The 26,245-nt window shown below is 43.0% G+C and carries 21 protein-coding genes and 1 riboswitch; of the genes, 14 read left to right on the top strand and 7 right to left on the bottom strand.

Going from position 1 to position 26,245, the window contains the following annotated elements; translation table 11 throughout:
- Positions 1 to 108 precede the first annotated feature (108 nt).
- The 5 genes from HUW51_RS09515 (at position 109) to HUW51_RS09495 (ending at position 6,911) form a co-directional block, all read left to right on the top strand.
- Positions 109 to 1,347 (top strand): NupC/NupG family nucleoside CNT transporter, encoded by a 1,239-nt coding sequence (locus HUW51_RS09515; RefSeq protein ID WP_185273736.1) that lies wholly within the window; start codon positions 109 to 111, stop codon positions 1,345 to 1,347.
- A 156-nt stretch (positions 1,348 to 1,503) separates the two neighbouring features.
- A riboswitch (SAM riboswitch) is annotated at positions 1,504 to 1,605 on the top strand.
- Positions 1,606 to 1,839: 234 nt separating this feature from the next.
- A complete protein-coding gene (locus tag HUW51_RS09510) occupies positions 1,840 to 3,228 on the top strand; it encodes an O-acetylhomoserine aminocarboxypropyltransferase/cysteine synthase family protein (RefSeq protein WP_185273735.1) in 1,389 nt (462 codons plus the stop codon).
- Between the two features lie 211 nt (positions 3,229 to 3,439).
- Positions 3,440 to 4,468: a homoserine O-acetyltransferase MetX gene (gene metX / locus HUW51_RS09505; RefSeq protein ID WP_185273734.1), complete on the top strand. Its 1,029-nt coding sequence runs from the start codon at positions 3,440 to 3,442 to the stop codon at positions 4,466 to 4,468.
- 195 nt (positions 4,469 to 4,663) lie between these two features.
- Positions 4,664 to 5,917, top strand: coding sequence for a homoserine dehydrogenase (locus HUW51_RS09500; protein WP_185273733.1), 1,254 nt, complete (start codon positions 4,664 to 4,666; stop codon positions 5,915 to 5,917).
- Between the two features lie 88 nt (positions 5,918 to 6,005).
- On the top strand, positions 6,006 to 6,911 hold the full coding sequence (locus HUW51_RS09495) for a S66 peptidase family protein (protein ID WP_185273732.1): 906 nt from the start codon (positions 6,006 to 6,008) through the stop codon (positions 6,909 to 6,911).
- Positions 6,912 to 7,255: 344 nt separating this feature from the next.
- On the opposite strand, the gene cysS is transcribed toward HUW51_RS09495, so the two are convergent.
- Positions 7,256 to 8,737, bottom strand: coding sequence for a cysteine--tRNA ligase (cysS, locus tag HUW51_RS09490; RefSeq protein ID WP_185273731.1), 1,482 nt, complete (start codon positions 8,735 to 8,737; stop codon positions 7,256 to 7,258).
- A gap of 195 nt (positions 8,738 to 8,932) precedes the next feature.
- Positions 8,933 to 9,967, bottom strand: a complete 1,035-nt coding sequence (locus tag HUW51_RS09485) for an endonuclease/exonuclease/phosphatase family protein (protein WP_185273730.1) — start codon at positions 9,965 to 9,967, stop codon at positions 8,933 to 8,935.
- 405 nt (positions 9,968 to 10,372) lie between these two features.
- On the opposite strand from HUW51_RS09485, the gene HUW51_RS09480 reads away from it, so the two are divergent.
- The 5 genes from HUW51_RS09480 to HUW51_RS09460 all read left to right on the top strand — a co-directional run bounded on the left by HUW51_RS09480 (position 10,373) and on the right by HUW51_RS09460 (position 17,441).
- Entirely contained in the window at positions 10,373 to 10,816 is a 444-nt protein-coding gene (locus HUW51_RS09480; protein ID WP_185273729.1) for a ribosome maturation factor RimP, read from the top strand.
- 8 nt (positions 10,817 to 10,824) lie between these two features.
- Entirely contained in the window at positions 10,825 to 12,075 is a 1,251-nt protein-coding gene (nusA, locus tag HUW51_RS09475) for a transcription termination factor NusA (protein WP_185273728.1), read from the top strand.
- A gap of 192 nt (positions 12,076 to 12,267) precedes the next feature.
- Complete coding sequence (infB, locus tag HUW51_RS09470; protein WP_185273727.1) at positions 12,268 to 15,408, top strand: translation initiation factor IF-2; 3,141 nt, start codon at positions 12,268 to 12,270, stop codon at positions 15,406 to 15,408.
- 202 nt (positions 15,409 to 15,610) lie between these two features.
- Positions 15,611 to 16,378 (top strand): segregation and condensation protein A, encoded by a 768-nt coding sequence (locus HUW51_RS09465; RefSeq protein ID WP_185273726.1) that lies wholly within the window; start codon positions 15,611 to 15,613, stop codon positions 16,376 to 16,378.
- On the top strand, positions 16,365 to 17,441 hold the full coding sequence (locus HUW51_RS09460) for a lysylphosphatidylglycerol synthase transmembrane domain-containing protein (protein WP_185273725.1): 1,077 nt from the start codon (positions 16,365 to 16,367) through the stop codon (positions 17,439 to 17,441). Before HUW51_RS09465 ends, HUW51_RS09460 begins: the two co-directional genes overlap by 14 nt.
- Before the next feature lie 252 nt (positions 17,442 to 17,693).
- Here HUW51_RS09460 and HUW51_RS09455 read toward each other — a convergent pair whose 3' ends face one another.
- Complete coding sequence (locus HUW51_RS09455; RefSeq protein ID WP_185273724.1) at positions 17,694 to 18,113, bottom strand: nucleoside-diphosphate kinase; 420 nt, start codon at positions 18,111 to 18,113, stop codon at positions 17,694 to 17,696.
- Positions 18,114 to 18,451: 338 nt separating this feature from the next.
- On the opposite strand from HUW51_RS09455, the gene HUW51_RS09450 reads away from it, so the two are divergent.
- The 4 genes from HUW51_RS09450 to HUW51_RS09435 all read left to right on the top strand — a co-directional run bounded on the left by HUW51_RS09450 (position 18,452) and on the right by HUW51_RS09435 (position 21,673).
- A complete protein-coding gene (locus tag HUW51_RS09450) occupies positions 18,452 to 19,471 on the top strand; it encodes a DHH family phosphoesterase (RefSeq protein ID WP_185273723.1) in 1,020 nt (339 codons plus the stop codon).
- A gap of 20 nt (positions 19,472 to 19,491) precedes the next feature.
- On the top strand, positions 19,492 to 20,433 hold the full coding sequence (locus HUW51_RS09445) for an FKBP-type peptidyl-prolyl cis-trans isomerase (protein WP_185273722.1): 942 nt from the start codon (positions 19,492 to 19,494) through the stop codon (positions 20,431 to 20,433).
- A gap of 181 nt (positions 20,434 to 20,614) precedes the next feature.
- A complete protein-coding gene (locus HUW51_RS09440) occupies positions 20,615 to 21,184 on the top strand; it encodes an FKBP-type peptidyl-prolyl cis-trans isomerase (protein WP_185273721.1) in 570 nt (189 codons plus the stop codon).
- A 9-nt stretch (positions 21,185 to 21,193) separates the two neighbouring features.
- Positions 21,194 to 21,673: an FKBP-type peptidyl-prolyl cis-trans isomerase gene (locus HUW51_RS09435; RefSeq protein WP_185273720.1), complete on the top strand. Its 480-nt coding sequence runs from the start codon at positions 21,194 to 21,196 to the stop codon at positions 21,671 to 21,673.
- Between the two features lie 157 nt (positions 21,674 to 21,830).
- Here HUW51_RS09435 and recO read toward each other — a convergent pair whose 3' ends face one another.
- The 4 genes from recO to HUW51_RS09415 all read right to left on the bottom strand — a co-directional run bounded on the left by recO (position 21,831) and on the right by HUW51_RS09415 (position 26,170).
- A complete protein-coding gene (gene recO / locus HUW51_RS09430) occupies positions 21,831 to 22,538 on the bottom strand; it encodes a DNA repair protein RecO (protein WP_185273719.1) in 708 nt (235 codons plus the stop codon).
- A 260-nt stretch (positions 22,539 to 22,798) separates the two neighbouring features.
- Positions 22,799 to 25,108 (bottom strand): type IX secretion system anionic LPS delivery protein PorZ, encoded by a 2,310-nt coding sequence (gene porZ, locus HUW51_RS09425; protein WP_185273718.1) that lies wholly within the window; start codon positions 25,106 to 25,108, stop codon positions 22,799 to 22,801.
- A 58-nt stretch (positions 25,109 to 25,166) separates the two neighbouring features.
- Positions 25,167 to 25,448 (bottom strand): hypothetical protein, encoded by a 282-nt coding sequence (locus tag HUW51_RS09420; protein ID WP_185273717.1) that lies wholly within the window; start codon positions 25,446 to 25,448, stop codon positions 25,167 to 25,169.
- Positions 25,449 to 25,573: 125 nt separating this feature from the next.
- Entirely contained in the window at positions 25,574 to 26,170 is a 597-nt protein-coding gene (locus HUW51_RS09415; protein WP_185273716.1) for a thymidine kinase, read from the bottom strand.
- Positions 26,171 to 26,245 lie beyond the last annotated feature (75 nt).

Here is a 26,245-nt window from a genome sequence, read left to right as displayed (position 1 = left end):
AAAAATAGATTATCTTTACTTGTTCAAATCACCCGAAAATCTTTTCCGTATAGGATTACCTGCCAGGTGAATACAAAACAGACAAATTTTTAAATTTTCTTATTTTTTATGGAGCGATTTACGGGAATAATTGGAATTGTAGTGCTGCTGGGATTAGCTTTTTTACTTTCCAATAACCGCAAAGCCATTAATTACCGCCTGGTGGGCGTAGGTTTATTATTACAATTTGGGCTCGCCGTATTTATATTAAAAACCGATGTGGGCAAAGCCATATTTGGTTACTTGGGCCATAGCATCGAAAAGTTACTGAGCCTGTCGCAAAAAGGCTCGGAGTTTGTTTTTGGCTCGCTAGTAAATAAAGAAGTTTTAACTAAAGCCTTTGGCGTTGGTAACGGGTATATCTTCTTTTTTAACGTTATTCCTACTATTATTTTTGTGGCGGTATTGGTAAATATTGCCTACCACATTGGTTTAATGCAAATTATCGTATCGGCTATGGCCCGGGCGGTGCATTGGGCCATGGGCGTGAGCGGCGCCGAAGCCGTATCGAACGTAGCCAGCGCTTTTGTGGGCCAGGTAGAAGCCCAGATTATGATTAAACCTTACCTGAAAGGCATGACGAACTCTGAGCTAATGGCTTCTATGGCGGGTTCGTTTGCTTGTATTGCGGGAGGCGTAATGGCCACTTATATTTCGTTTGGCGTACCTGCCCCGTACTTGCTGGCAGCCAGTTTAATGGCGGCACCAGGCGCCCTAGTAATCGCCAAAATTGTTTACCCCGAAACCGAACAATCGCAAACTAAAGGCATTGTAAAACTGGAAGTAAAAAAATCGCATGCCAACATTATTGATGCCATTGCCGCCGGCGCTTCAGATGGTTTAAAGGTTGGCTTAAATGTAGTTGCCATGCTCATCGGGTTTATTGCCTTAATTGCCCTGGTAGATGTTTTGCTGGGTAAGCTGGGCGGGGTAATTCAGGTACCTACTTTAAGCTTAAATTTTTTACTGGGTAAGCTATTTGCCATTTTTGCCTGGGTAATGGGCGTACCAGCCCAAGACGTAGAAACCGCCGGCGCTTTAATGGGTACTAAAATGGTAGTAAATGAGTTTGTTGCTTACCTGGATTTAGTTAAAATAAAAGAAACCATTCATCCGAAAACCTTACTGATTACCAGCTTTGCGCTCTGTGGTTTTGCTAATTTTTCGTCGATAGCTATACAAGTGGGTGGTATTGGAGAGTTGGCCCCATCGCGGCGTGCCGACTTAGCGAAATTGGGTTTTCGGGCCTTAATTTGCGGTACTATAGCCTCTTACCTTTCGGCTACTTTGGCCGGTTTATTAATGTAGCCAGCTTCTGCCCACTGCCCGAAAGTAAAAATTTTAAAAATAAGCACCGGCGGTTTTTTAGTACTTTTACCAATTATAAAAATACAGGTGCAAATTTGGAATATCCTAAATCCTATACTTAATTTGTAGCATCAAACCCTGTTCCTGAACAGAATTGATTTATAAAGAAGAGGCGAGAGAATAGGCTCCCAGACCCTCTGGCAACCATCAGAAAAGTTGAAAGGTGCCAATTCCTATCCCACAGGGGAAATATAAATTAATTTTACATGAAAAACTCTCTTTACCTTTTCGGGCTTACCAACAAGCCTTTTACTACCGCTAAATCTGCATTCCCGCTTGTATACCGGGCTACTACCCCTAACTGGTGTATGTGTTGTTGTTGCTGTTAAGTTTTTTTTAATTTTTTCTTTTTTAGCCGTTTCCGGCCACTTTAAACTTTTACAAACAACAGTTGTATTCTCTAATTATTTCTTAATTCTAACCATCCACCATATGTCTGAGCAAAATTTAAAATTTGAAACTTTGCAATTGCATGCCGGTCAAGAACCGGATCCTGTTACTGGTTCCCGGGCGGTGCCGTTGTATCAAACTACTTCTTACGTATTTAATAACGCCGAACACGGTGCTAATTTATTTGCCTTAAAAGAATTCGGGAACATTTATACCCGCATCATGAACCCCACTACCGATGTGTTTGAAAAACGCATGGCGGCTTTAGAGGGTGGCGTAGCGGCTTTGGCGGTCGGTTCCGGCCAGGCGGCTCAATTTATTGCCCTAAACAATATTCTACAGGCCGGCGATAATTTTGTGAGCACTTCGTTTTTGTACGGCGGTACTTACAACCAATTTAAAGTAGCTTTTAAACGCTTGGGCGTTGAAGTGCGCTTTGCCGATGGCGACAACCCGGAGAGTTTCGAAAAATTAATCGATGATAAAACTAAGGCCCTGTACCTGGAAACTATTGGCAACCCCGGCTTTAACATCCCGGATTTTGAAGCCATTGCGGCCATTGCCGAAAAGCATGACTTACCATTAATTGTAGATAATACTTTTGCGGCAGGCGGTTATTTATTCCGGCCACTGGAGCACGGTGCCCACATTGTAGTGGAATCGGCTACTAAATGGATAGGCGGCCACGGCACCAGCATTGGCGGCGTTATTATCGATGGTGGTAAATACGATTTTAATAACGGTAAATTCCCGCAATTCTCGGAACCCGCCGAAGGTTATCATGGCTTAGTATTTGGCGATGTATTTGGGCCTAAAGGGCCGTTCGGGAACATCCAGTTTATTATCCGGGCACGGGTAGAAGGCTTACGCGATTTTGGACCAGCCATTAGTCCGTTTAACTCGTTCTTATTATTGCAAGGCCTGGAAACTTTATCGCTGCGCGTAGAGCGCCACGTACAAAATGCTTTAGAATTAGCACAATGGTTGGAGCAGCACCCGCAGGTAGAAAGCGTAAACTATCCGGGCTTAGCGAGCAGCCCTTATCACCAGCTGGCTACTAAATATTTAAAAAAGGGCTTCGGTGGCGTGCTGTCGTTTAACATTAAAGGCGATAAAGAAAGCGCTACTAAATTTATAGATAGCTTAAAATTAACCAGCCATTTAGCTAACGTGGGCGATGCCAAAACGCTGATTATTCAACCAGCGGCTACTACGCACCAGCAATTATCGGAAGCAGAGCAAAAAGCAGCCGGCGTATCGCCTACTTTCCTGCGGGTATCTGTGGGTATTGAGCACATTGATGATATTAAAGCTGATTTTGAACAAGCTTTTGCCCAGTTAAATAATGGCAGCGGCTCTGGTAGTTCCGATCTAACGGATGCTGATGGCCCTGCTTCGGAAGTTACCGACAAAATAATCGAATCTGTTTAAATAAAACCTTACAGCCTGATTACCACTGCGTTTAAGTAGTAATCAGGCTTTTTTAATTATCCGTGGAAGAAAGAAAAAACCATAATAATTTCGGGCAAGGCGGTGAGCAAAACCGGTGTTGTTGTATTACCAACAGGTTTACACTGGCAGGTAGCGCGAATTATCCGGCTATAAATTTGGTTTTTATATCTTTGCGGAAATAATGCAGCGCATGAGTCAGGAAATTTTACATTACCCGCAGCCTTTTTTACTTGAATGCGGGAAAACATTACCCCAACTTCAGATTACTTACCATACTTACGGCACTTATAATCCGGATAAAAACAATGTTATTTGGGTGTGCCATGCGCTTACCGCCAACGCCGATGTATTTGACTGGTGGAAAGGTTTATTTGGGCCCGGCTACTTATTTAACCCCGACGAACATTTTATTGTATGCGCTAATATTTTAGGTTCCTGCTACGGTACTACGGGTCCGCTTTCTGAAAACCCGGTTTCCGGAGCGGCATATTTTCAAAATTTCCCGGATATTTCTATTCGCGATATGGTAGCCGCGCACGAAATTTTGCGGCAGCATTTAGGTATTTCCCGGATAAACGTTTTGATTGGTGGTTCGTTGGGCGGCCAACAAGCCATGGAATGGGCAATTCAATTTCCGGACTTAATTGAAAATTTACTGATAATAGCCACTAACGCCAGCCATTCGCCCTGGGGTATTGCTTTTAACGAAGCGCAGCGCCTGGCTATCCGGGCCGACGAAACTTATTATTTAAATGTACCCGATGGGGGTCGCAAAGGCTTAAAGGCCGCACGGGCCGTAGCTTTGCTTAGTTACCGCACTTATCACACCTACGGTAAAACCCAATACGAAACCGATCTAAACAAAACCGACAATTTTAAAGCTATTTCTTACCAGAATTACCAGGGCGAAAAATTGGTAAACCGCTTTAATGCGTATTCGTACGTGTCGCTCAGCAAAACCATGGATTCGCATAATGTAGGGCGTAGCCGGGGCAGCATAGAAAAAGCTTTACAACAAATAAAAGCCAAAACCCTGGTTGTAGGCATTAGCTCCGATCTGCTGTTTCCGCCGCAAGAGCAACAATATTTAACCGAACACATACCGGGCGCTATCTATCACGAAATTGATTCTTTTTACGGGCACGATGGTTTTTTAATTGAAACCGTAAAACTAACCCAGCTAATCGAAACGTTTCTGGCTATACCGGTAGCAAAGTAAGTTGTAAGTTATAAATTGTAAAATTTTAAAAATTTTCGTTTTTGCTTATTTGTATCTAGTAAAACAAACGTTTACCAATTTTACTCTAGTACTTATAAACAACTGATTTATATTAGCTTTACATTAACATAGCGTTCCATTATACTGGGTTGTACAGTTATTATTTACAACCTAGTACATATTACATATTTGATAATGACTAAAATTCAAAAAGTAGGCTTGTTTGGGTTTGGCTGCGTGGGCCAGGGTTTATATGATGTGTTAGCCAACAGCCGGGGCATTAAAGCCAGCATCGAAAAAATTTGCGTGAAAGATCGTAACAAAAAACGCAAGCTGCCGGCTTCTTACTTTACTTTTGAGAAAGACGAAGTACTCAATAACCCGGAAATTGATTTAATTGTTGAACTGATTGATAATGCCGATGAAGCTTTTGAAATAGTTTCTACGGCCTTAAAACAAGGTAAAAACGTAGTAACGGCCAATAAAAAAATGGTGGCCCAACACCTGGAAGAGTTAGTAGAGTTACAACACCAACACCAGGTATCTTTGCTGTACGAGGCCTCCTGCTGCGGCTCTATTCCTATTATCCGGACACTGGAAGAATATTACGACAATGAATTACTGTACGCCGTAAGCGGTATTTTTAACGGTTCTTCTAACTATATTTTATCTAAAATTTTTAACGAAAACCTGGATTACGATCTGGCTCTGAAACAAGCCCAGGATTTAGGTTTCGCCGAAACCGACCCAACTCTGGATGTAGGCGGCTTCGATGCGAAGTATAAACTCACCATTATTGCGGCGCACGCTTTTGGTTTATTTTTAAACCCAGATACGGTTCTAAATTTAGGTATTCAAAATTTATCGAAATACGATATTCAATACGCCCGCGAAAAAGATTATAAAATAAAACTGGTACCGCACGTAAGTAAAGTAGACGAGGCTACCGTTACCTTGTTTGTGATGCCGCAGTTTATCACCCGCACCCACCCGCTGTACAACGTAGAAAACGAGTACAACGGCGTAATTGTAGAAGCGGCTTTCTCCGAAAAACAATTCTTTTCGGGTAAAGGCGCGGGCGGCTATCCAACCGGTTCCGCGGTTTTATCGGATATTTCAGCGCTGACGTACGGGTATAAATATGAGTACAAAAAACACCTGCAACATATCGAAGTAAATTCTACCAACAACATTGAAGTAGAAGTTTACCTGCGTTACTCGAATAAAGAATTATTAAAAACACTGCAGTTCGAAAGCATTTCTGAGAAATTTATCGCGAAAGATTTTAAATACGTAATCGGCTACGTACGCCTCGAAAACCTGTTAGAGCACATTCAGGCCATTCGCGAATCCGATGCTTTTCTGGTAAGTACCGGCAATTTTCAAGCAAGCACTACTAGCCCCGAAAACGTGCGCGAAACAGCTACCGAAGAATTTGAATTGATTTAAATTTTAAAATTACGGCTAAAAGGTTGCGCCCTCATCTGGCGCAACCTTTTCTTTTATTCATCTACTACAATCCAGTTAATCTTTCCGCATGATTTTTCCTCCGCGCCTGCAACCTGGCGATAAAATTGCCATTTGTGCCTTAGCCCGCAAAATCACCTTAGTCGAAATTCAATCAGCCGTTGATATTCTTACGTCTTGGGGTTTAGAAGTAGTTATTGGCGAGAGCATGGCCGGCGACTTTCACCAGTTTGCCGGCAACGACGAACTGCGTTTGCGCGATCTGCAAACCATGCTGGATAACCCGGATATAAAAGCCATTATCTCGGCCCGGGGCGGTTACGGCACTACCCGTTTGCTGGACCAGCTAAATTTTGAAAATTTTAAAAAATCGCCGAAATGGATTATCGGCTTTAGCGACATTACCGCTTTGCTCTGCCACGTATTAGGCTTAGGTTACGCCAGCATTCACAGCATTATGCCATCGCTATTTAGTCGGGCCGGCAGCGAAGCCGCTATCGAAAGTTTAAGAAAAGTTTTATTCGGCGAACCAATCAATTACCAAGTTCCGGCGCATGTTTTTAACCGCCCTGGCGAAGCGCAAGGGCCATTGTTTGGCGGTAATATCAGTTTATTGAATACTATTATCGGCACAGCCTCAGATGTAGATTATACCGGTAAAATTTTGTTCATAGAAGAAATTGACGAATACCTGTACAACCTCGACCGCATGCTGGTGCAACTCAAACGCAGTGGCAAATTAGCTCGTTTAGCCGGTTTAATCGTGGGCCACATGACCGATATGCGCGACAATCCGGTTCCGTTTGGCAAAACCGCTTACGAGATCATTCAGGAACATACCGCTGCTTACTCCTACCCTGTTTGTTTTGATTTCCCGACGGGGCACGAACCGCATAATTTAGCTTTAGTTTGCGGCGCGCAAGCGCAACTACAGGTAACGCCAGCAGGTAGCTTTCTGGAATACTTACCGGAGTAATTTTTTAAATTTTTCCTTTTTAGCAAGTAAAAACTACTCTGGTGCCATTGTTTGGGTGCCGTTGTTTGTGTCTTCACAAACAACCGAAGCTGTTTAGCATTCTAAAATGTAATAATTAAAGCTACTAACTAGAAGCTAGTAGTATTTTGTGAAGTTATCCCGTTTTGGTGGTGCCCCCCACAGGCAAATGTTACTTCTATTTTATATAGGCTATACAGCTTCTACTTCAAAAACCTTTTGCAAAAGCCCTAGAATAAAAAATAACCCCAACCAGTTTGATAACTAGCTGGGGTTAATTTTCATGGTATATTATAATTGCGTTTACTCAATTATAGAGAACACTACTATTCTTCGTAGGCCCAATCAATGCCGGTTTTCATGTCTTTCACTACAATGCCTAATTTTTTAAATTCGGCCCGGATCTCATCTACTTTCGCGTAATCTTTCGCATCTTTCGCGTCTTTGTAGAACTTAAGCAGCAAAGCTAACATCTGGTCTAAATTATCTGGGCGTTCTTCGGTTAAGCCTAATACCTCAGTTACCAGGGCACGGTAGGTATTTTTTAAATTTTGGAACATGGCGCTGCTTAAACTGGTTACCGGCACTTGCCCCATGTACATGCTGTTGATTTTCTTTAAAACGTTGAACAAAGAAGCAATGGCTTTAGCGGTATTCAGGTCGTCGTTTAAACTGCGGTAGCAATCGTCGAGTAATTTTTGCACGTCGTTGTCCTGGGCGCCGCTTTCTTCGGCATCGGCAGGGTAGTTAATTTTATCCAGCACTTTTAAGCCGTTCATTAACTTTAAATAGCCTTTACGCGCGGCCAATAAAGCTTCGTTCGAAAAATCTAAAGTACTGCGGTAATGTGCCTGCAACACAAAAAACCGGATGGTCATGGGAGTATAGGCAGTTTGCAGTAAATCGTGCTGACCCGTAAATAACTCGCGCAGCGTAATAAAATTGCCCAGCGATTTTCCCATTTTCTGACCGTTAATGGTAATCAGATTGTTATGCACCCAGTATTTAGCAGCATCGGTGTGGTTGCTGGCCTGGCTTTGGGCAATTTCGCACTCGTGGTGCGGGAACATTAAATCCAATCCACCCCCGTGAATATCAAACTGCGGCCCTAAATACTTACGGCTCATAGCCGAACACTCTAAATGCCAACCCGGAAAACCCTCGCTCCATGGCGAAGGCCAACGCATAATATGGCTCTCCGAAGCTTTTTTCCAAAGGGCAAAATCCAAAGGCGAGCGTTTTTCCTGCTGCCCATCCAGTTCGCGGGTATTAGCCAGTAAATCTTCCACAATCCGGCCCGACAATTTGCCGTAATGGTGATTTTGGTTGTAAGCCGGCACATCAAAATACACCGATCCGTTTACCTCGTAAGCTAAGCCGTTCGCCAAAATTTCCTCAATCATGGCAATCTGCTCGATCATGTGGCCGGAAGCGCGCGGTTCAATGCTAGGCGATAATACATTGAGTTGTTGCATATCTTGGTGGTAGCGCGTGGTGTAATGCTGCACTACTTCCATGGGTTCTATTTGTGCCAGCCGGGCTTGTTTCGCAATTTTATCTTCTCCTTCATCGGCATCGTTTACTAAATGGCCTACATCGGTAATGTTGCGCACGTAGCGCACTTTGTAACCGATATGGGTTAAGTACCGGAATAAAATATCAAAGGTAATGGCCGCCCTGCTATGACCTAAATGCGCCTCGCCATATACGGTTGGTCCGCACACATACATGCCCACGAAAGGAGCGTGCAAAGGTTCAAATATTTCTTTTTTGCGGGTAAGGGTATTATAAAGAGCTAACGGTTGCATGGGCGCAAAGGTAGTATTTTTAAGAATTATGAATTAGAAATTAAAAATTAGAAATGAACTGGAAGTTTAAAAATTACTTCTATTCATGCAGTACTTAATCAAAACAGCTTTTCATTATCCATTATGCTATTAATAATTTGAGCAAAGATGTTTTATCGTTGTATTTGAAATAATGTAATTTCTAATTCATAATTTCTAATTTTTAATTTTATAAGTAGCTGTTAGCGGAAAATGATCGGAGAAGGTTACATCGCGGTGCACGGTAAAATTACTTACTTCTAAATCGGGACTAAAAAATTGATTATCGATGCGCAGGAGCGGTAAAATGCCATTGTAGGTGCTCCCAATGCCCCAACCGGCTGCCGTATGGGCATTGTTTAATTTGCGGTTAAGCTTTTGATAGGTATAACTGTAAGGCACATCGTTTAAATCGCCGCACACAATTACCGGGTACGGCGATTCTTTTAAGTGGTCGTACAACGTATTTACCTGGTAACTGCGTTTGATAAAACCGTTTTTTAACCGCCGCACTATATTGCGTAAGTCTTTCCCGAAAAGGTCTTGTTCCTGGTAGGTTTTAATAATATCCTGCTCCTCAATGCTCATAGATTGCAGATGAAAATTATAAACCCGCACCGTATCATTTTTAATTTTTAAATCGGCGAACATGGCGTGGTTCTGCGTGAGCTTTTCGAACTTAATGGTGCCCTTATTCAGAATAGGATATTTGGAAATAATAGCCATACCAAACTGGCCGTTGGCCCGGTTGATTAAGGTGTTGGATATAAAATAATGTTTGCCGTATTTTTTAACTATTTTCTGAACGGAGTTGTAAACAGAAGAATGCGGCTCGTTGTAAAATTCCTGCAAACAAAACACATCGGCTGGGTTTTCGGCTACCCATTTAATCATGTTGCGGGAGTTGGTGTACTCTTTATCGCGCAGGTGGGCATAGGTATTAAATATCCGGACGTTGTAGCTTAATACATCCAGTTTTACTTCTGTGGGCAAATTACCGGCTGTTGCCTCCGAAGAGTTTCCACCAAAACCCAGGCTTAATCCGCGTTCGTAGTACGTCCAGGTAAATACCAACACCAGCACTGGTATTATAACCAGCCACGATCGGTTCCAGGCCCAGCCAAGCAAGAAAAAAAAATTAAGCACCAACGGAATGGGCATGGTAAACAGAAAAAAACCACTCGGCCAGAAATAGTAAGATGGAATGCGCATTGTTACAATTGCCAGCAGTAACCATATTACAACAAGATAATAAACTGTAACCGAAAATTTTTTACGCACGCTCTCCTGAATATACAAGAACAAACTTACAAATTAAGCCTTAATGTCGGTAATACCCGTATTAATAAAATCAGCTTCTAAATATGCCGATAATCGCTGTTAAAAGATAACTAATAAATAACTTAAGTATTATTTTGCAGTAAGTTTATTGCTCAAAGGCTTATTATTAAAGCAATTATCAGCAAAATATCAAATGAAAAAACCAGTCTGGTTGTTTTAAACGTAAATTTTTCGTACATTTGTACAATTAATTGGTTGAAGAGGGGGACAGGCGTCCCCTATTTTGTTTGTTAGGACTCAGAATTGATGACGCTAAATGCCGAAAATATAAAAACAATGATACCGAGTTGTTTGCCTTCGGATGACTTATTCGTGGTAAAAGTACAGGTATCTGATAATCCGGCCAAGCCTAAAGTTACGGTAATACTGGATGGCGATAACGGAGTTGGAATTGATGAATGCGCTTTGGTTAGCCGGCGGCTGGCAAACCGCATCGAAACCGCTTACGGCGACGAAATAAGCTACATTCTGGAAGTAACTTCGCCGGGAGCCGACCAGCCGTTAACTTCTGACCGGCAGTATAAGCGCCACATTGGCCGTAAACTGAAACTGGTGTTAAAAGACGGTTCCGAGAAAACCGGCACCCTGGAAGAAGTTACGGCCGATGGCATAAAAATTACCGAAGAAATAAAAGAAAAAAGTAAAAAAGTTACGCTGGCCCCGGCCGAAGTAAACTTTACCGATATAGCAAAGACGAATATTGTAATATCTTTTAAATAAAAAGAAAAATGAACAGTTCAGTCCTGATAGAATCATTTGCGGAGTTCGCTAAATTTAAAAATATCGATCGTCCTACCATGATGCGGATTCTGGAAGATGTATTCCGGACCATGATTCGTAAAAGATGGGGAACGGATGAAAATTTCGACATTATCCTGAACGTAGAGAAAGGCGATTTGGAAATCTGGCGTAACCGCGAAATTGTGGACGATAATTCCGAAGATATCTGGGACCACGATAAAATTGCTTTATCGGATGCCCAAAAAATTGAACCGGATTTTGAAGTAGGAGAAGAAGTTTCGGAAGAAATAAAGCTGGAAGACTTTGGCCGGCGTGCGGTATTAACTGCCCGGCAAACTTTAATTCAGCGGGTAAAAGACCTGGAAAAAGATTTGATGTACCAGAAATACAAAGATTTGGTAGGTGAAATTATTTCGGGGGAAGTATACCAGGTATGGAACCGCGAAGTAATGCTCGTGGACCAGGACGATAACGAATTAATTATTCCAAAATCCGAACAAATACCCAAAGACCGTTACCGCAAAGGCGATGTGGTACGGGCGGTGGTGCACCGGGTAGAAATACACAACGGCACGCCTAAAATTATTTTATCGCGTACCGCACCGGCTTTCCTGGAGCGCTTGTTCGAAAACGAAGTGCCGGAAATTTACGATGGTTTAATTTCCATCAAAAACATTGTCCGCGAACCTGGCGAGCGAGCTAAAGTAGCCGTAGAATCTTACGACGACCGCATTGACCCGGTAGGCGCTTGCGTGGGCATGAAGGGCTCCCGTATTCACTCCATCGTGCGGGAATTAGAAAACGAAAACATCGATGTAATTAACTACACCGATAATATTGAATTATACATCCAACGTTCGCTGAGCCCGGCTAAAATAAGCAGTATCCGGATTAACGAAGAAGAAGGAAGGGCCTCCGTGTTCCTCAAGCCCGACCAGGTTTCGTTAGCTATTGGCAAAGGCGGCCAGAACATAAAATTGGCAAGCCGCTTAGTGGGTTTAGAAATTGATGTGTTCCGGGAGCAGGAAGAATACGAAGAAGATATTTCGCTCGACGAATTCTCTGATGAAATTGAAGGCTGGGTTATTGATGAATTAAAACGGATTGGTTTAGATACGGCTAAAAGTGTATTAGCTGTTTCGCGCGAAGACCTGGTGCGCCGTACCGAGTTGGAAGAAGAAACCGTTGATGATTTATTAGCTATTATCCGTCAGGAGTTCGATACGGATAGTAATTAAGCCTGACTTACTGGAAGAGGAACGAACAATAGCTGTTTCATTGTTACTAAATTTAATGACAGTTACATTTTATTTTATTGATTCCGCAAAATTTGACTTTATAAACGCTTAATTTAACCTAATTTAGCGCGCAAATTTCGGCGATTCAACCGATTACCAATAACTATTAAAAAAAGACAGCATATTCCAAGCATGGCAGAAGAAAAAACGATGCGGCTAAAACAGGTAGCAACAACCTTAAACATCAGTACGTCTACGGTGGTAGACTTTCTGGCGGCTAAAGGTTTTGATATCGAAAACAAACCTACTTCCAAAATAACCTCAAAGCAATTTGAGGTGTTAATGAGCGCATTTGAATCATCGGTTCAGGCCAAAATTGAGGCTGAAAAACTGAATATTGGCAAAAAGCCAGTTAGTGCTCCTGCCTTGCCCGAAGTACCTGAACAGCCGAAAAAAATAGAAAATACCAATACTCCTAAACCGGCTCCGGCACCTCCGGTGGCTGCCCCAACGAATACTGTTGAGGAGCAACCTTCGGTAGATACCGGTGTTAAATTACCAGGTATTAAAGTAGTGGGCAAGATAGATTTAAATGCTCCTAGAGTACCTGTTTCTAAACCCGTAGAATCATCGCAACCTCCCGTAGCTCCTGCGCCGGAACCTGTACAGGCTCCGCAAGAAGAAAAACCGGAAGTTGCTCCCGAAATACCAGTTCCGGTGGCAGAAGAGCGCCAGCCCGAGCCTATTATTGTTCCGGAACCAGAGGTAGTACCGGCACCAGCCCCGGCTGAACCGGAGCCAGTTACAGCGGTTACTGAAAATGTGCCGCCCGTAGCGCCACCTCAGGAACCACAAGAAACTGTAGAAGTTCCGGCAGCAGTTACTCCTGCGGCGGAGCCAACTCCAGCCCCGGCTCCTATAGCGGCTGAAGTACCCGAAACGCCTACGGCAACAACACCTCCTGCTTCTGAGCCAGAGGATGCCCCGGTAACCACGGATTCAAACGAGGAAGAGCCGGAAGTAATTATTCCGGGCCGGGCTGATCCGTTAAAAGGATTAACCGTTCTGGGCAAAATTGAATTACCCAAAGACTTTCCCCGGAAAAAAGGAGGCAAACCAGTACCGGATACCAGAAACAGACCGGCTAACGCTCCGGCTAATAATAACCAAAATCAATCGGCTAATGCCGGTGGTGGCGGCAATGCCAATAATGCGAACAATAAGAAAAAACGGAAACGGATTATTGTTCAGAATAACGCGGCGCCAGACACTTCAGATCGTCCGGTAGTAACCCGCGGCGAACGGAAAGACTTTAGTCAGCCCCGTCCGAACCAAAACCAGCCAGGTAATAACCGGCCTAATAACCGTCCCGGAGCTGGCCAGAACAATCGGCCACCAGTAGCGGCTGGTGGGCCAAAACCGGAAGTTTCGGATAAGCAAATCCAGGATCAGATTAAAGCTACCTTAGCGCGATTAAGCGGCAATAAAAATACGCAGACGAACCGGGCCAAATACCGCCGGGAAAAACGGTCGGCTATTGCCGATGCTACCGAAGAAAGAAGACAGCAAGAACAGTCAGAGGCCAAAATTTTAAAATTAACCGAATTTATTTCGGCCAATGACCTGGCTTCGCTGATGAACGTTTCGGTGAACGAGGTTATTAAAGTCTGCATGAATCTAGGCATGTTTGTTTCTATTAACCAGCGCTTAGATGCCGAAGCCATTACCATTATTTCGGATGAATTTGGCTACGATGTAGAATTCTTATCGGCCGAAGACGAAGAAGTAGTAGCGGAGGAAGAAGAAGATGCGGATGCATTAGTAGACCGGGCCCCGATTGTTACCATTATGGGTCACGTAGACCACGGTAAAACTTCCTTGCTCGATTACATTCGTAACTCAAAGGTAACTGCCGGTGAGGCCGGGGGTATTACCCAGCACATTGGGGCCTACGATGTATTAACCGATACTGGCAAACGCATTACGTTTTTAGATACACCTGGTCACGAAGCGTTTACCGCGATGCGGGCTCGGGGTGCTAAAATCACGGACGTAGTTATTATTGTGGTAGCTGCCGACGATGATGTGATGCCGCAAACGAAGGAAGCCCTGAATCACGCGCAAGCGGCAGGAGTACCTATTGTAATTGCCATTAACAAAATTGATAAACCATCAGCTAACCCAGACCGGATCCGGGAACAATTAGCTGCCATCAACGTGCTCGTGGAGGATTGGGGTGGTAAATACCAGTGCCAGGAAATTTCGGCTAAATCAGGAATTGGTATTCCGGATTTACTGGAAAAAGTTTTACTGGAAGCTGAATTACTGGAATTAAAAGCCAACCCAGACCGGAACGCCGTAGGTACTGTTATTGAAGCTTCTTTGGATAAAGGTCGCGGATATGTTACTACCGTTCTGGTACAAACCGGTTCTTTACACATTGGAGATGTAATGCTGGCTGGTTCGCACTTTGGCCGTGTACGCGCCATGACAGATCACCGGGGCAAGAAAATGAAAGTAGCGGGTCCTTCTACCCCAGTACAGGTACTAGGTTTGGATGGCGCACCGCAGGCAGGCGATAAGTTTGTGGTATACGATACCGAACGCGAAGCCCGCGAAATTGCCTCTAGCCGTCAGCAGTTGCAACGTGAGCAAAGCTTACGTACCAAGAAACACATTACCCTGGATGAAATTGGCCGTCGTTTAGCCATTGGTTCGTTTAAAGAACTGAACGTAATTGTAAAAGGCGACGTGGATGGTTCGGTAGAAGCGCTTTCCGACTCTTTACTGAAACTATCTACCAACGAAGTTCAGGTAAATATCTTAAATAAAGGCGTTGGTCAAATTTCTGAATCCGATGTGTTGCTGGCTTCGGCTTCCGATGCGATTATTATTGGATTCCAGGTGCGGCCATCGGCTAATGCCCGTAAGTTGGCCGAGCAAGAGCAAATTGATATCCGCCTGTACTCGATTATCTACAACGCCATTAACGAGTTGAAAGATGCGATGGAAGGTATGTTAGCGCCAACCATGCAAGAGGTAGTAGTAGCCAACGTGGAGGTACGCGAAGTATTCCGGATTACCAAAGTGGGTACTATTGCGGGCTGTATGGTTACCGATGGCACCATCCACCGGAACAGCCGGGTACGGTTAGTACGCGATGGTATTGTGGTTTACTCCGGCGAAATTTTAGCCCTGAAACGGTTTAAAGACGATGTAGCGGAAGTAAGACAAGGTTACGAGTGCGGTATCAGCATCAAAAACTTTAATGACATTGAACAAGGCGATGTAATTGAAGCCTACGAAGAGCGCGAAGTAAAACGTACTTTGTAAAATTTAAAAATTTTAAATTTTGATAAGAAGCCTGCTGAGTAAGCAGGCTTTTTTTTAAATATCCTTTTTATCTAAACAAGAAATCCGTGGTTTTTAGGGGCATAACTATTCCTTCACAAATCAATAACGGCATCATTACTTATTGCGCCATATTTTAGCTAATTTTGCAACTTATTTAAAAACAGCTAATTCGTAAAAAGGAGTGAGTTTCGAGATAAAATTATCGCTTTTTGAGGGGCCTTTTGATCTGCTGCTTTTCTTTATTGAGCGCGACGAACTGGATATCCACGATATTCCGATCTATAAAATCACGAACGATTTTATGGCTTACATTACGCGTTTGGAACAGTTAAACATGGATGTAGCTAGTGAATTTATTTTAACGGCGGCTACGCTCATGCGCATTAAAGCCAAAATGTTGCTGCCCCGCACCGAAAAAGATGAACATGGGAACGAAATTGACCCACGAAAAGAATTGGTGCAGCACCTGCTCGAATACAAAAGATACAAGGCCGTACTTACCGATTTATCAGACCTGGAAGACCGGCGTTTACTCCAGGAAAACCGGGGTAATATTGATGACGAACTGCAGGTAATTGCGAAAAAAAGTAAACTCGATTACGAATTGCAGGATTTAAGCTTATATAAGCTGATGCGGGTTTTCGAAAAAGTAATTAATCGATACGAAGAAGAACAAAACCGACCGAAACATACCGTTTATACGTACCCCTATACGATTGAGCAGCAGCGGCATTTTATTCAAACTAAAATACAAACCGTTGGTTCTATTACTTTCACGGAACTCATGACCGCCTTTCCGGACAAAATTGGCATAATTTTTAACTTTTTAGCCATACTGGATATGCTGCAACTGCAAGTAATCAGCGTTATTATCGACGAAGGCTTTAACAATTTCCGTATTAAAGAATTCGATGAATCTTTACGGGTAGCAATTGATGGATTTGAATAGAAAAAAATTACTGGAAAATTTTTCGACAAAACGAATATTGATTCCGGTATTTATTGGTTTGGCGGTAATCGGTTACATGTTTTACCGAAACAACAACCTGGCCGATTTAGAAAATTTAAAAAATGCCAAACCATTCTGGTTAGTGATGACCATTGTGGTGTTAATCGTACGCGACGCTGGTTATATTTACCGCATCCGGCACATCACCGAAAAAGTTTTATCCTGGCGCAAGAGTTTAGATGTAATTATGCTCTGGGAGTTTGCCTCCTGCGTGTTGCCCTCGGTAGCGGGTGGCTCTACGGTAGCGGCTTTTATTATTAACAAAGAAGGCATTCCGTTAGGTAAATCGCTGGCCTACGTCATGGTAACGGCCATGCTCGATAACATGTTCTTTTTAGTGGCGGTGCCCGTAGTTTTATTAGCTACCCAAGGCGAAGTATTTCCGGATGTTGCCGCTTTACCCGAATCATTTAAAGCAGGCTTAGAAGTAGCGTTTACCATTAGCTATATTCTCATTGCTTTCTACGCCACTTTAATGTGGTACGCCCTGTTCCGGAACCCCAAAGCCGTTAAACGTTTATTTTTACGGATTACCTCGGTTGGTTTTTTAAAAAAATGGCGCGCAGCGGCTTACAAACATGGCACCGAATTGGTCTGGGCATCCCGGCAATTAAAAGGCTACTCTTTTGGTTATTGGTTCCGGGCTTGTTTATCTACTGTCTTCGTCTGGACGGCTCGTTATTACGTCATTAACTGCCTGATTGCTGCTTTTACCAATATTGGCTTCCAGGACCATATGCTAATCTTTTCGCGTAATCTTATTTACAAAGTAGTGTTATTGGTAGCTATTACGCCGGGCGGCGCTGGTTTTGCCGAGATTGCCTTTCCTACTTTCTTTGGCAAATGGCTTGGTAGCTTTACTACGGTAATCGTATTGTTGTACCGCATTGTAACCTACTATTTGTATTTAATTTTAGGCTCTATTTTCTTACCCCGTTGGGTAGCCCGCGTGTTTGGCACCAACGTAAAACCAGAACCGGAACCAGAATTATCCGCTAAATAGATCACGGATTTTTACGGATTAATAGGATTACCCGGATTTAAAATTAGCTTTAATGGCTAGAAAGTTTTGTAAACTATCAAAATTTAAAATTATAACCCTGCTAACTTTTTCTTACCAATTAGCTAAGCAATAAATTTTAAATCTGCTTCATAACGATAACACTAATAAAAAAGCCGCTCTTATTTAAAAGAACGGCTTTTTTATCTTAAAATTAAATCCGTGTAATCCGTTTAATCTGCGAAAATTCGCGCTCTAGAAGCGTTCGCCGGCACCGAAGAAAAAGTCACCTTCGATCTGAGCGTTTTCATCAGAATCAGAGCCATGCACCGCATTTGCTTCCATCGATTTGGCAAACTTTTTCCGGATGGTACCTTCTTCGGCGTTAGCGGGGTTGGTTGCACCAATCAATTTACGGAAATCAGCTACGGCATTTTCTTTTTCCAGAATCATGGCCACAATCGGGCCGGAACTCATGTATTTTACTAAATCGTTATAAAACGGACGTTCTTTATGTACGGCGTAAAATTCGCCGGCCCGCTCCGGGGTTAAGCGTGTTTTTTTTAAAGATACAATCCGGAAACCATCGGCTTCCATCATTTGGGTAATAGCGCCAATGTGGTTGTCTTGTACCGCATCCGGCTTAATCATGGTAAAAGTTTGGTTAGTAGCCATGTATATTATTTTAGTTCACAGCCCATGGTCAATCGACCATAGATAAAATTTTTAAATTTATTTTAAAACTCACAATTTTGTTTCTTATTGGCTTACTTGCTGCATGGTTTTAATAACATAATCCCTCATTCCCTTTCAACTTTCTAACTTTTCAACCTGTAACCCTCTAAGCAGGCACAAAATTAACAGAGTTCTGCTAAATAATGCTAATAATTAATTAGTTTAAACGTTAATTACGTGTGAATTAGGCTGCTGTAATAAATGTTTTGTTTTAAATTATTTTATGCCGAATTTTGTGTCTTGCACCTAATTTTAAAAAAGGAGCTTTTAAGCTAAGAATGCAACAAATTACTGCTCTGAAGGATCTGCTTCAGGAACCAAAGGAGATTCTAATTACCACGCACCATAAACCCGATGCTGATGCCCTGGGTTCTTCGCTGGGTTTAGCCGGATATCTCAAAAAGAAGGGCCACGTGGTAACGGTAGTTACCCCCTCTGATTATCCGGATTTTTTGAATTGGATGAACGGCAATAACGATGTTATTACGTTTGACCCCGCCACCAACGCGGAACTGGTTCAAAAATTAGTTAACCAAGCCGAAGTTATATTTTGCCTCGATTTTTCGTCGTTGAGCCGCATTAACGAAATGGGGCCTTACGTACAAGAATCACCGGCTACCAAAGTCCTCATCGATCATCACCTGGATCCGGAAAATTTTGCCCAGCTTGTTTTCTCCGATACCAACGCCGCTGCTACCGCCGAGTTAGTATTTGAGCTAATCCGCGATTTAGGCGATCAGGATTTGATTGATGTGCACATTGGCGAATGTTTGTACGCCGGCATCATGACGGATACCGGCTCGTTCCGGCACCCCAGTACCTCGCGTAACGTGCATTTAATTATTGCCGAATTATTGCAGGTAGGGGTTAATACCTCTAACATCCACCGGCTTATATACGACAGCCACACCGAAATGCGTTTGCGTTTTTTGGGTTACGTGCTCAAAGACAAATTAACCGTACTGCGCGAATTCCGGACCGCCTACATTGCTATTACTGCCGACGAGTTAAAGCAATACGACTCTAAAACCGGCGATACTGAAGGTTTAGTAAATTTTGCCTTATCTATTGAAGGCGTGGTATTTGCTGCTTTAATCATCGACCGGGGCAATGCTGTTAAAATGTCGTTCCGGTCGGTAGGTAATTTTTCGGTGAATGATTTTGCGCGGAAGCATTTTCAAGGGGGAGGCCATCGCAACGCAGCCGGTGGTATAGCTTACGAACCGCTTTCGGCTACCCTGTCGCGGTTTTTACAAATCTTACCTGAGTATAAAGATCAACTATTAAAAGATAATTAATTCGTAAACCTAAATTTAAAATGTTTAAAAAAGTAAAGTTTTTCGTGCCGGTTTTAGCCGGATTTTGCTTGCTGCAGGCCTGCAACAAAGGGTCGGTAGATTTCAAGAAAGCTGATAATGGCGTTGAATATAAATTATTTGCTAAAAATAAATCCGGGGAATTTGAGCCTAAAGATGCCCCTACCAAAAACGATACCGTAGGCAAACCTAAAGAAGGACAGGTTCTTACGATGCAAATGAAATACTTTACCCAATCAAAATCGGGTAAAGACACTTTATTGTTTGATACCCGCCAGAATGGCTTCCCGGTTCAAATTCCGATTATGAAGTCTACTTTTAAAGGTGGTTTAGAAGATGCTTTTTCGCTTGTTAGACCCGGCGATAGTGCTGTTTTCCGGATTAGCGCCGATTCATTATTTGCTAAAACTTTTCAGCAACCTTTGCCTCCATTTATTAAAAAAGGCTCGCAGTTAACCTTCCACGTGCTGGCGCAAAAAGTACAGTCGCAGCAAGAAGCCATGATGGACCAGCAAAAAATGATGATGGAGTTCATGGAGAAACAGAATAAAAAAGACGAAAAGATAATCCAGGATTACGTTAAGAAAGAAGGCTTAAAAGCAGAGAAAACGGCATCGGGCTTATATTATGTTGTTAATCAACCAGGTTCTGGCGCTCCGGCCAAAGCGGGCCAAACAGTAGCCGTTAAGTACAAAGGCACTTTATTGGATGGTACTGAATTCGATTCGTCGGAGAACCCCCAACTAGGTGGTAAACCTTTCGAGTTTCCTCTGGGTCAAGGCCAGGTAATCCGGGGCTGGGACGAAGGCATTGCTTTATTAAACAAAGGCGCAAAAGGTACTTTATTAATTCCTTCTACCATGGCTTACGGGCCACAAGCACAAGGCAAAATTCCGGCTAATTCTGTGCTTCGTTTCGACGTTGAACTAGTAGACGTGAAATAATTGTTTGTTCTAATAGGATAGTGTAAGATACTGATCCCGAAACAGTTAATGCGCAGGTTATGTTAAATTCAGAATTAAGGGCGGCAATAAACACCCTACCCCACCGTTCCGAATGTAGCTTAGCTTGCGCTAAAAGACCGGGAAATTAAATCCTATTTTCAACAAAATTTTAGTCACATTTATGAACCTCAAAAACACCATCACCTCCATTACCCGTAATCGTTTATTAACTGCTATTTTCTTCTTTTTAAGTGTAACTGTTTTTTACAGTTGCAACGATAATAGCGAGTTAGAAGATGAAGCCCGTCGCCAAGAAGAAGCGTATAAGCGCCAACTAGGCATTGATACCGTTCTGATTCAGAACCATATCTTAACCAACAATATTGCTAACGTGCGCCGTACGCCTTATAAAGGCTTGTATGCTGCCGTGCAAACTCCTGGTACCGGCGATAGTGCCAGAATTGGCCGAACCGTAGTTACCCATTATGTTTTAACTAACTTTAAAGGCGATACCCTGGATACATCCCGGAAAGTACGTACAGGCCAAACAGCCATTCAGCCTTTAACTTTTGTACTAGGCCAGTCTAACATTATTACTGGTTTTCAGCAAGGTGTTTCGCTGATGCGCGTTGGGGAAAGAACTAAATTTTATTTATCTTCTGTATTAGCATACGGGGAGCAAGGCAGCGGCACTTCTATTCCACCGAATACTAATTTGATTTTTGATATTGAGTTACTGCAAGTAAAATAATTTAATTTTATGCTCCAGCCTTTTAAAATGGCCCGTTTTAGTCTGATTCTTTCTTTGCTTTTAGTGCTTGGCTTTGCGGGCTGTAAAAGCGAAGATCCGTATCAGCAATACGCTAACCGGCAACGGGAAGCTGATGATGCGTTCATCCAAAAATACCTGGCTGATAATAAAATAACCAATTTCACTAAATCCACTACAGGGTTATATTACCTGCCGGGTCAGCCTGGTTCGGGGGATAAAGCCCAAAAAGGGAATACTATTACCATGCACTACATTGGCCGGTATTTAGTAAATGGTCAGAAAATGGAATCTACTTACGACTCCGGAATACCATCTACTTTTGTAGTGGGTGCAGGTAGACTTGCCGGTTTGAATGAAGGCGCTACTTTAATGAACAAAGGAGAAAAAGCTACTTTAATTCTTCCTTCGCATTTAGCATACGGTACCGATGTGATTATGTATGAGATTACCGTATTGGATATAAAGTAATTTTTTAAATTTTACTATTAATCATAAAAAGCGTTACCGAAAGGTGGCGCTTTTTTGATTATAAAAAGGCGATTACAGCATTCAGAATTTTAATTTTTTAAAAATTTACTTAACCCGCACCAATTTGCTAATCCGAGATTTATTAATCCGAGATTTGCTAATCCGAGAGAACTTCTGATAATACCTGGAGTGACTTAATTTCGCCGAGTTTTTCTACGTGCAACTGATAATACCGGATTAAGATCAGAAGCAGTTCTTTTCTGATTTTACTGTTCATAAATACATCTTCGGAGCTTTGCAATAGCGCATCGAAGTAAGCTTCAAACATTTGAAAATGCAGCACCGAACCCCGGCTTTGCGTGGCAGTTCCGGCCGAAAAAGCTACCTGCGACGTTATATCGGCTCCGGAGGTAGGCCCAAAGCCCAGGTAATGCGATAAGCGCAACAAAAAGAACAAATGAAAATTGCCAAATCCCTGCTCCTGCTGATCAAAGTAAATTACCGATTCGTACAGAAAGTTAAATAAAGGCAGGTTTTCTTCTTCTTCCAGAATGGTATGCGAGAGCATTTCCGAAAGAAATAATGCAATGCTGCTTTTAAAGGTATTAAACGGAATATTGGTAAACGGATAGCTGCACTTGTACTCCGAAATGCGGGTTAATCCGCCTTTCGGCGACGTATACACCACCATATCCAATAAAGTAAGCGGCTGAAACAAGGCAATACGGGCACCGGGTCCTTTCTTCCGGACACTGTTTACAATGTAAGATTGCAAGCCCAGTTGCTCGGTATACACCCGCGCGATAATAGAGGTCTCCCGAAATTTAATAAAGTTTAGAACAATTCCGCGGGTTTTTACCAGCACCGTTTAAAAGTTTAGAGTTTAAAGTTATAAGTTAAACGAATAGCACCGGAGAAGGATTTTACGATCACGAGCTACCCAACTCAGCTACTTAACAAAACCAGAAGCAAGTTTAACTATTTACCCTTTACCAGCTTCTTCATTTTTTAAATCTGGCTTTAATATAAAAGCTGCTTCTGGCAAAATAGTGTAGTGGCAAATGGAAGAGAACCAGATAAATTTTTAAATTTTTCACTTCCAGCTTTTAAACTGTAAGCTGCCACTTAATCTATAACGGCAATTTTACTCACGCAACTTTGGCTACCATCAGGGGTAGCGCTAAAGACTAAGTATACTCCCGTTTTTACGCGTTTTCCGGCGCCGTTACGGGTATTCCAGGCTACAGTACCGCCCGCGGCTTTGGTTTCATAAACTAACCGGCCGGCGCTATCGGTAATTTTTACATGCGCATTATTGGGCAAACCGGAAATTCCCACTAAACCATCGTACTCGGGCCGAACCGGATTCGGAAATACCGCAGCACATGCCGGTTTCTCTTCGGTAACGGTAGCGCCACCCCGGTAACTAACCAAACCGGCCTCGGTAGCAATAAATACTTCTCCGGATTTATGGTTAATGCTGATATCGATTATTTTATCGGACAGTAAGGGACTATTTTGCGTGGTAAAATTAGCCAGTAGTTTATCGGCCTCTTCGTTAAATAACCACAAGCCAGCATCGGTACCTACCCATTTCCGGTTACCACCATCAACGGCGATGGCCCGTACCACCTGCCCTTCGAGAGCCGGCCGACCGTTAATTATGGGCAACGTTGCGGTAAAATCTGTAGTAAAAGCCTGCGCCGCATCATAAAAACCAGCCAAGCCGTTATTAGTACCTACCCAAACGGTGTTATTCCGGTCTTTAGCTAAAGCGTGTACCTCCAGGCCGGGTAAATTAGCGTTGTTCGGCGTTAAATGCTTAAAGTTATTAGTAGCTTCATCAAATACCAGCATTCCTTTTGCGCTGGTGCCGTTTTTACTTAAAGCCAGCCATTTTAAATTAGAATCATCAATAACTATACGCTCCAGGTTACTGCCATCGGCAAAGCCCGGAAAAGCAAAAGATTGCCAGGTATTATCGGCTTTTAAAACATGCAAACTTGGCAAGTTGGGTAGTTGGTGCCGGTTTAACACCCAGATATTACCCGCAGCATCGGTAGTTACATCGGGTACGCGGGTAAAGTTGTTATTTGCCGCCAGCGAACTTATTAAAGGACTGTTAGCTGGATTGTAAATTTTAAAATTTCCTAATCCGCCCCACTCCAGTAAGCCGCCGCCGTACGAACCTACGTATAATTTGCCCGAAGCCGGGTCCCTGACAGCACGAGTTAAATCGGTAATGGCCGGAAACTGGTTCGGATCGGTTTGTACCCAAGCAGTATAATTTGCCCACTGCCCGTTCGTGTATTCGTACAAGCCAGCTTTGGCTCCCCGCTGCTCGTACGATTGGTTGTATCCGCCTTCAAATACAAAAGTAGATTTGTTATCGGAGTACACGCTAAATGCCTGATTGGAGTACGGTCCGGCTGGCACGAAAGCGGTATAAGTATTATTTTGCAGTTGAATCAAGCCCCGGCTGTAATCCGCAAACCAATAAGTTTTGCTATTACTTTGTAATGCCGCCCTTGGTTGCACCAGTAAATCATCATCGAGAACCTGCAGGTTGTTGTTGGCATTGAGCAAGAGTATGTTGGTTGAAGTAGCAACTAATAATTGCTCCGATGTTGCATTTAACTGAATAGCTTCGGTACCCGTGAGGCTGACGGCGGTAGGAACCCAATTTTGCCCGTTAAATTTTAAAATTTTATCTTGATTAAGGCCCGCGTAAATGCTATTGGCAAAAGCGGCAATGGTTTTACTGGTATACGTTTCGGGTAAGCCATCGGCGGCAGTAAACGTACGCCAATTTTTAAAATCTAAAAGATTAGTGCCCGTCAAAGTCGCGGCCATTAGCCCGTTTGAAGTTGCCAGATAAAGGCTATCGTTCAGGGAAGTGCTGGCATATACTTCTAAAACTTGCCCGGCTGGGCCCAAATTGCTGTACGTTTCTTTAATTTCCAGCTTTTGCAGATCCAGTACTACTACCCCAAAAGAAGTAGCCAGATAAGCCAGTTTATTCTGGAAGTAAATATGGTGAATGGTTTTATTACCCGGAATAGGTTTGCGGGCAATATCGGTGATGGCAATTATTTCGCCGTTACGTAGTAAATCCAGGTGCGTATCTTCGTAGGCAATTACCAGCGTTCTGGTGCCAGGCTCATAAGCCAAAGTACTTACATTGATGTTGTGAAAACCGTCGGATTTGGTTAGGGTTTTTAGTTGATTAAACTCTGGGTCGTAAGAAAAAAAACCATCTTCGGTGGCGCAGTAAATAACACCTTCTTCGGTTTCGGCAATGGCTTTGGCGCGGTTATACGGCACGTGTACCTGCCACTGCCCTATGCCAATGGTACTTTGCTGCGCCCAGGCAACTTGCCCCAAACATAACCCGAGCATTAACCCGAAAAGATATTTAAACGCCTGATTTATCATGTACCGAATGCTTCTTGCACTTTTTAATAACATTTAAATCAGGCAAAAAGTATTTTGCTTATTCCTCTGAAGATACGAATTGAATACCGCCAATCCGGCCATCTTTTAAAATATCCAGCACCACCATTCCGCGGTCGGCATCTTCCAGAATTAAATTTTCTTTAAACTGCCACTCCGAGCCGGGCAAATCCGGATTTTTAATGCTCACAAAATAAATGTAGTTCTTTTTCTCCCACACGCCCCGGGTGCATTGCTTCGCTGCTTCTATCGTATCAACTTTATCTGGTAATTGCTCCTGTAACAAAGCAACCAGCCAACCCGGATTATATTTTACCCACATACTTTTTTAAAAATATCGAACTAATACACTTATGAAATTGCCAATTATTCCTTAAAAATAAATTACCCTAACCTGACCAAGGCGTATAATCAACAACTTAACTAGCAGAAATTTTGATGAACTTATTATTTTAAACCTTGCCGCTGCATGCCCTCCAGAAAACAATTACGGCAACGCGCTTCGTACACGTCGGTTTCGCCGAGCAAGATCTTATCCTGGGCAGTTGCTACCCGGAACGAATAAGACGCAATATCACCGCAGCACACGCACACGGCGTGCACTTTGGTAACGTATTCGGCAATGGCCATTAAAGCCGGCATCGGCCCGAACGGTTTACCCAGGTAATCCATGTCTAACCCAGCGGCAATTACCCGGATGCCCCGGTTGGCCAGGTTAGCGCATACTTCAATTAAGCCTTCGTCAAAAAACTGCGCTTCGTCGATGCCCACCACGTCGCAACTACTGCCCAGCAGCAACATATCGTGCGCAAATTGTACTGGGGTAGAACGAATAGCAGTTGCATTATGCGATACCACATCTTCGAGGTGATAACGGGTATCGACCACAGGCTTAAAAATCTCGACGCGCTGGCGGGCAATCTTAGCCCGGTTCAGCCGACGAATCAACTCTTCGGTTTTACCCGAGAACATGGCGCCGCAAATTACTTCAATCCACCCCCGTTTAAAATTATGCTTTACTCCAACCCGTGGCTCTATAAACACCGTATCAAAATTAAATTAGTTCTTAACTCTTGCTACCAGATCAAATTTTTAAAAAAATTTAATCTGGCGAATCCC

This window comes from Adhaeribacter swui, assembly GCF_014217805.1.
GTDB lineage: Bacteria > Bacteroidota > Bacteroidia > Cytophagales > Hymenobacteraceae > Adhaeribacter > Adhaeribacter swui.
The sequence above is the reverse complement of the archived record's forward strand: the minus strand, read 5'-3'. Positions and strand labels throughout refer to the sequence as shown.

What these genes read in the sequence shown, in the direction of transcription:
- HUW51_RS09515 (WP_185273736.1), top strand. Translation starts at nt 109, where the DNA reads ATGGAGCGATTTACGGGAATAATTGGAATTGTAGTGCTGCTGGGATTA.
- HUW51_RS09510 (WP_185273735.1), top strand. Translation starts at nt 1,840, where the DNA reads ATGTCTGAGCAAAATTTAAAATTTGAAACTTTGCAATTGCATGCCGGT.
- metX (WP_185273734.1), top strand. Translation starts at nt 3,440, where the DNA reads ATGAGTCAGGAAATTTTACATTACCCGCAGCCTTTTTTACTTGAATGC.
- HUW51_RS09500 (WP_185273733.1), top strand. Translation starts at nt 4,664, where the DNA reads ATGACTAAAATTCAAAAAGTAGGCTTGTTTGGGTTTGGCTGCGTGGGC.
- HUW51_RS09495 (WP_185273732.1), top strand. Translation starts at nt 6,006, where the DNA reads ATGATTTTTCCTCCGCGCCTGCAACCTGGCGATAAAATTGCCATTTGT.
- cysS (WP_185273731.1), bottom strand. Translation starts at nt 8,737, where the DNA reads ATGCAACCGTTAGCTCTTTATAATACCCTTACCCGCAAAAAAGAAATA.
- HUW51_RS09485 (WP_185273730.1), bottom strand. Translation starts at nt 9,967, where the DNA reads ATGCGCATTCCATCTTACTATTTCTGGCCGAGTGGTTTTTTTCTGTTT.
- HUW51_RS09480 (WP_185273729.1), top strand. Translation starts at nt 10,373, where the DNA reads ATGATACCGAGTTGTTTGCCTTCGGATGACTTATTCGTGGTAAAAGTA.
- nusA (WP_185273728.1), top strand. Translation starts at nt 10,825, where the DNA reads ATGAACAGTTCAGTCCTGATAGAATCATTTGCGGAGTTCGCTAAATTT.
- infB (WP_185273727.1), top strand. Translation starts at nt 12,268, where the DNA reads ATGGCAGAAGAAAAAACGATGCGGCTAAAACAGGTAGCAACAACCTTA.
- HUW51_RS09460 (WP_185273725.1), top strand. Translation starts at nt 16,365, where the DNA reads ATGGATTTGAATAGAAAAAAATTACTGGAAAATTTTTCGACAAAACGA.
- HUW51_RS09455 (WP_185273724.1), bottom strand. Translation starts at nt 18,113, where the DNA reads ATGGCTACTAACCAAACTTTTACCATGATTAAGCCGGATGCGGTACAA.
- HUW51_RS09450 (WP_185273723.1), top strand. Translation starts at nt 18,452, where the DNA reads ATGCAACAAATTACTGCTCTGAAGGATCTGCTTCAGGAACCAAAGGAG.
- HUW51_RS09445 (WP_185273722.1), top strand. Translation starts at nt 19,492, where the DNA reads ATGTTTAAAAAAGTAAAGTTTTTCGTGCCGGTTTTAGCCGGATTTTGC.
- HUW51_RS09440 (WP_185273721.1), top strand. Translation starts at nt 20,615, where the DNA reads ATGAACCTCAAAAACACCATCACCTCCATTACCCGTAATCGTTTATTA.
- HUW51_RS09435 (WP_185273720.1), top strand. Translation starts at nt 21,194, where the DNA reads ATGCTCCAGCCTTTTAAAATGGCCCGTTTTAGTCTGATTCTTTCTTTG.
- porZ (WP_185273718.1), bottom strand. Translation starts at nt 25,108, where the DNA reads ATGATAAATCAGGCGTTTAAATATCTTTTCGGGTTAATGCTCGGGTTA.
- HUW51_RS09420 (WP_185273717.1), bottom strand. Translation starts at nt 25,448, where the DNA reads ATGTGGGTAAAATATAATCCGGGTTGGCTGGTTGCTTTGTTACAGGAG.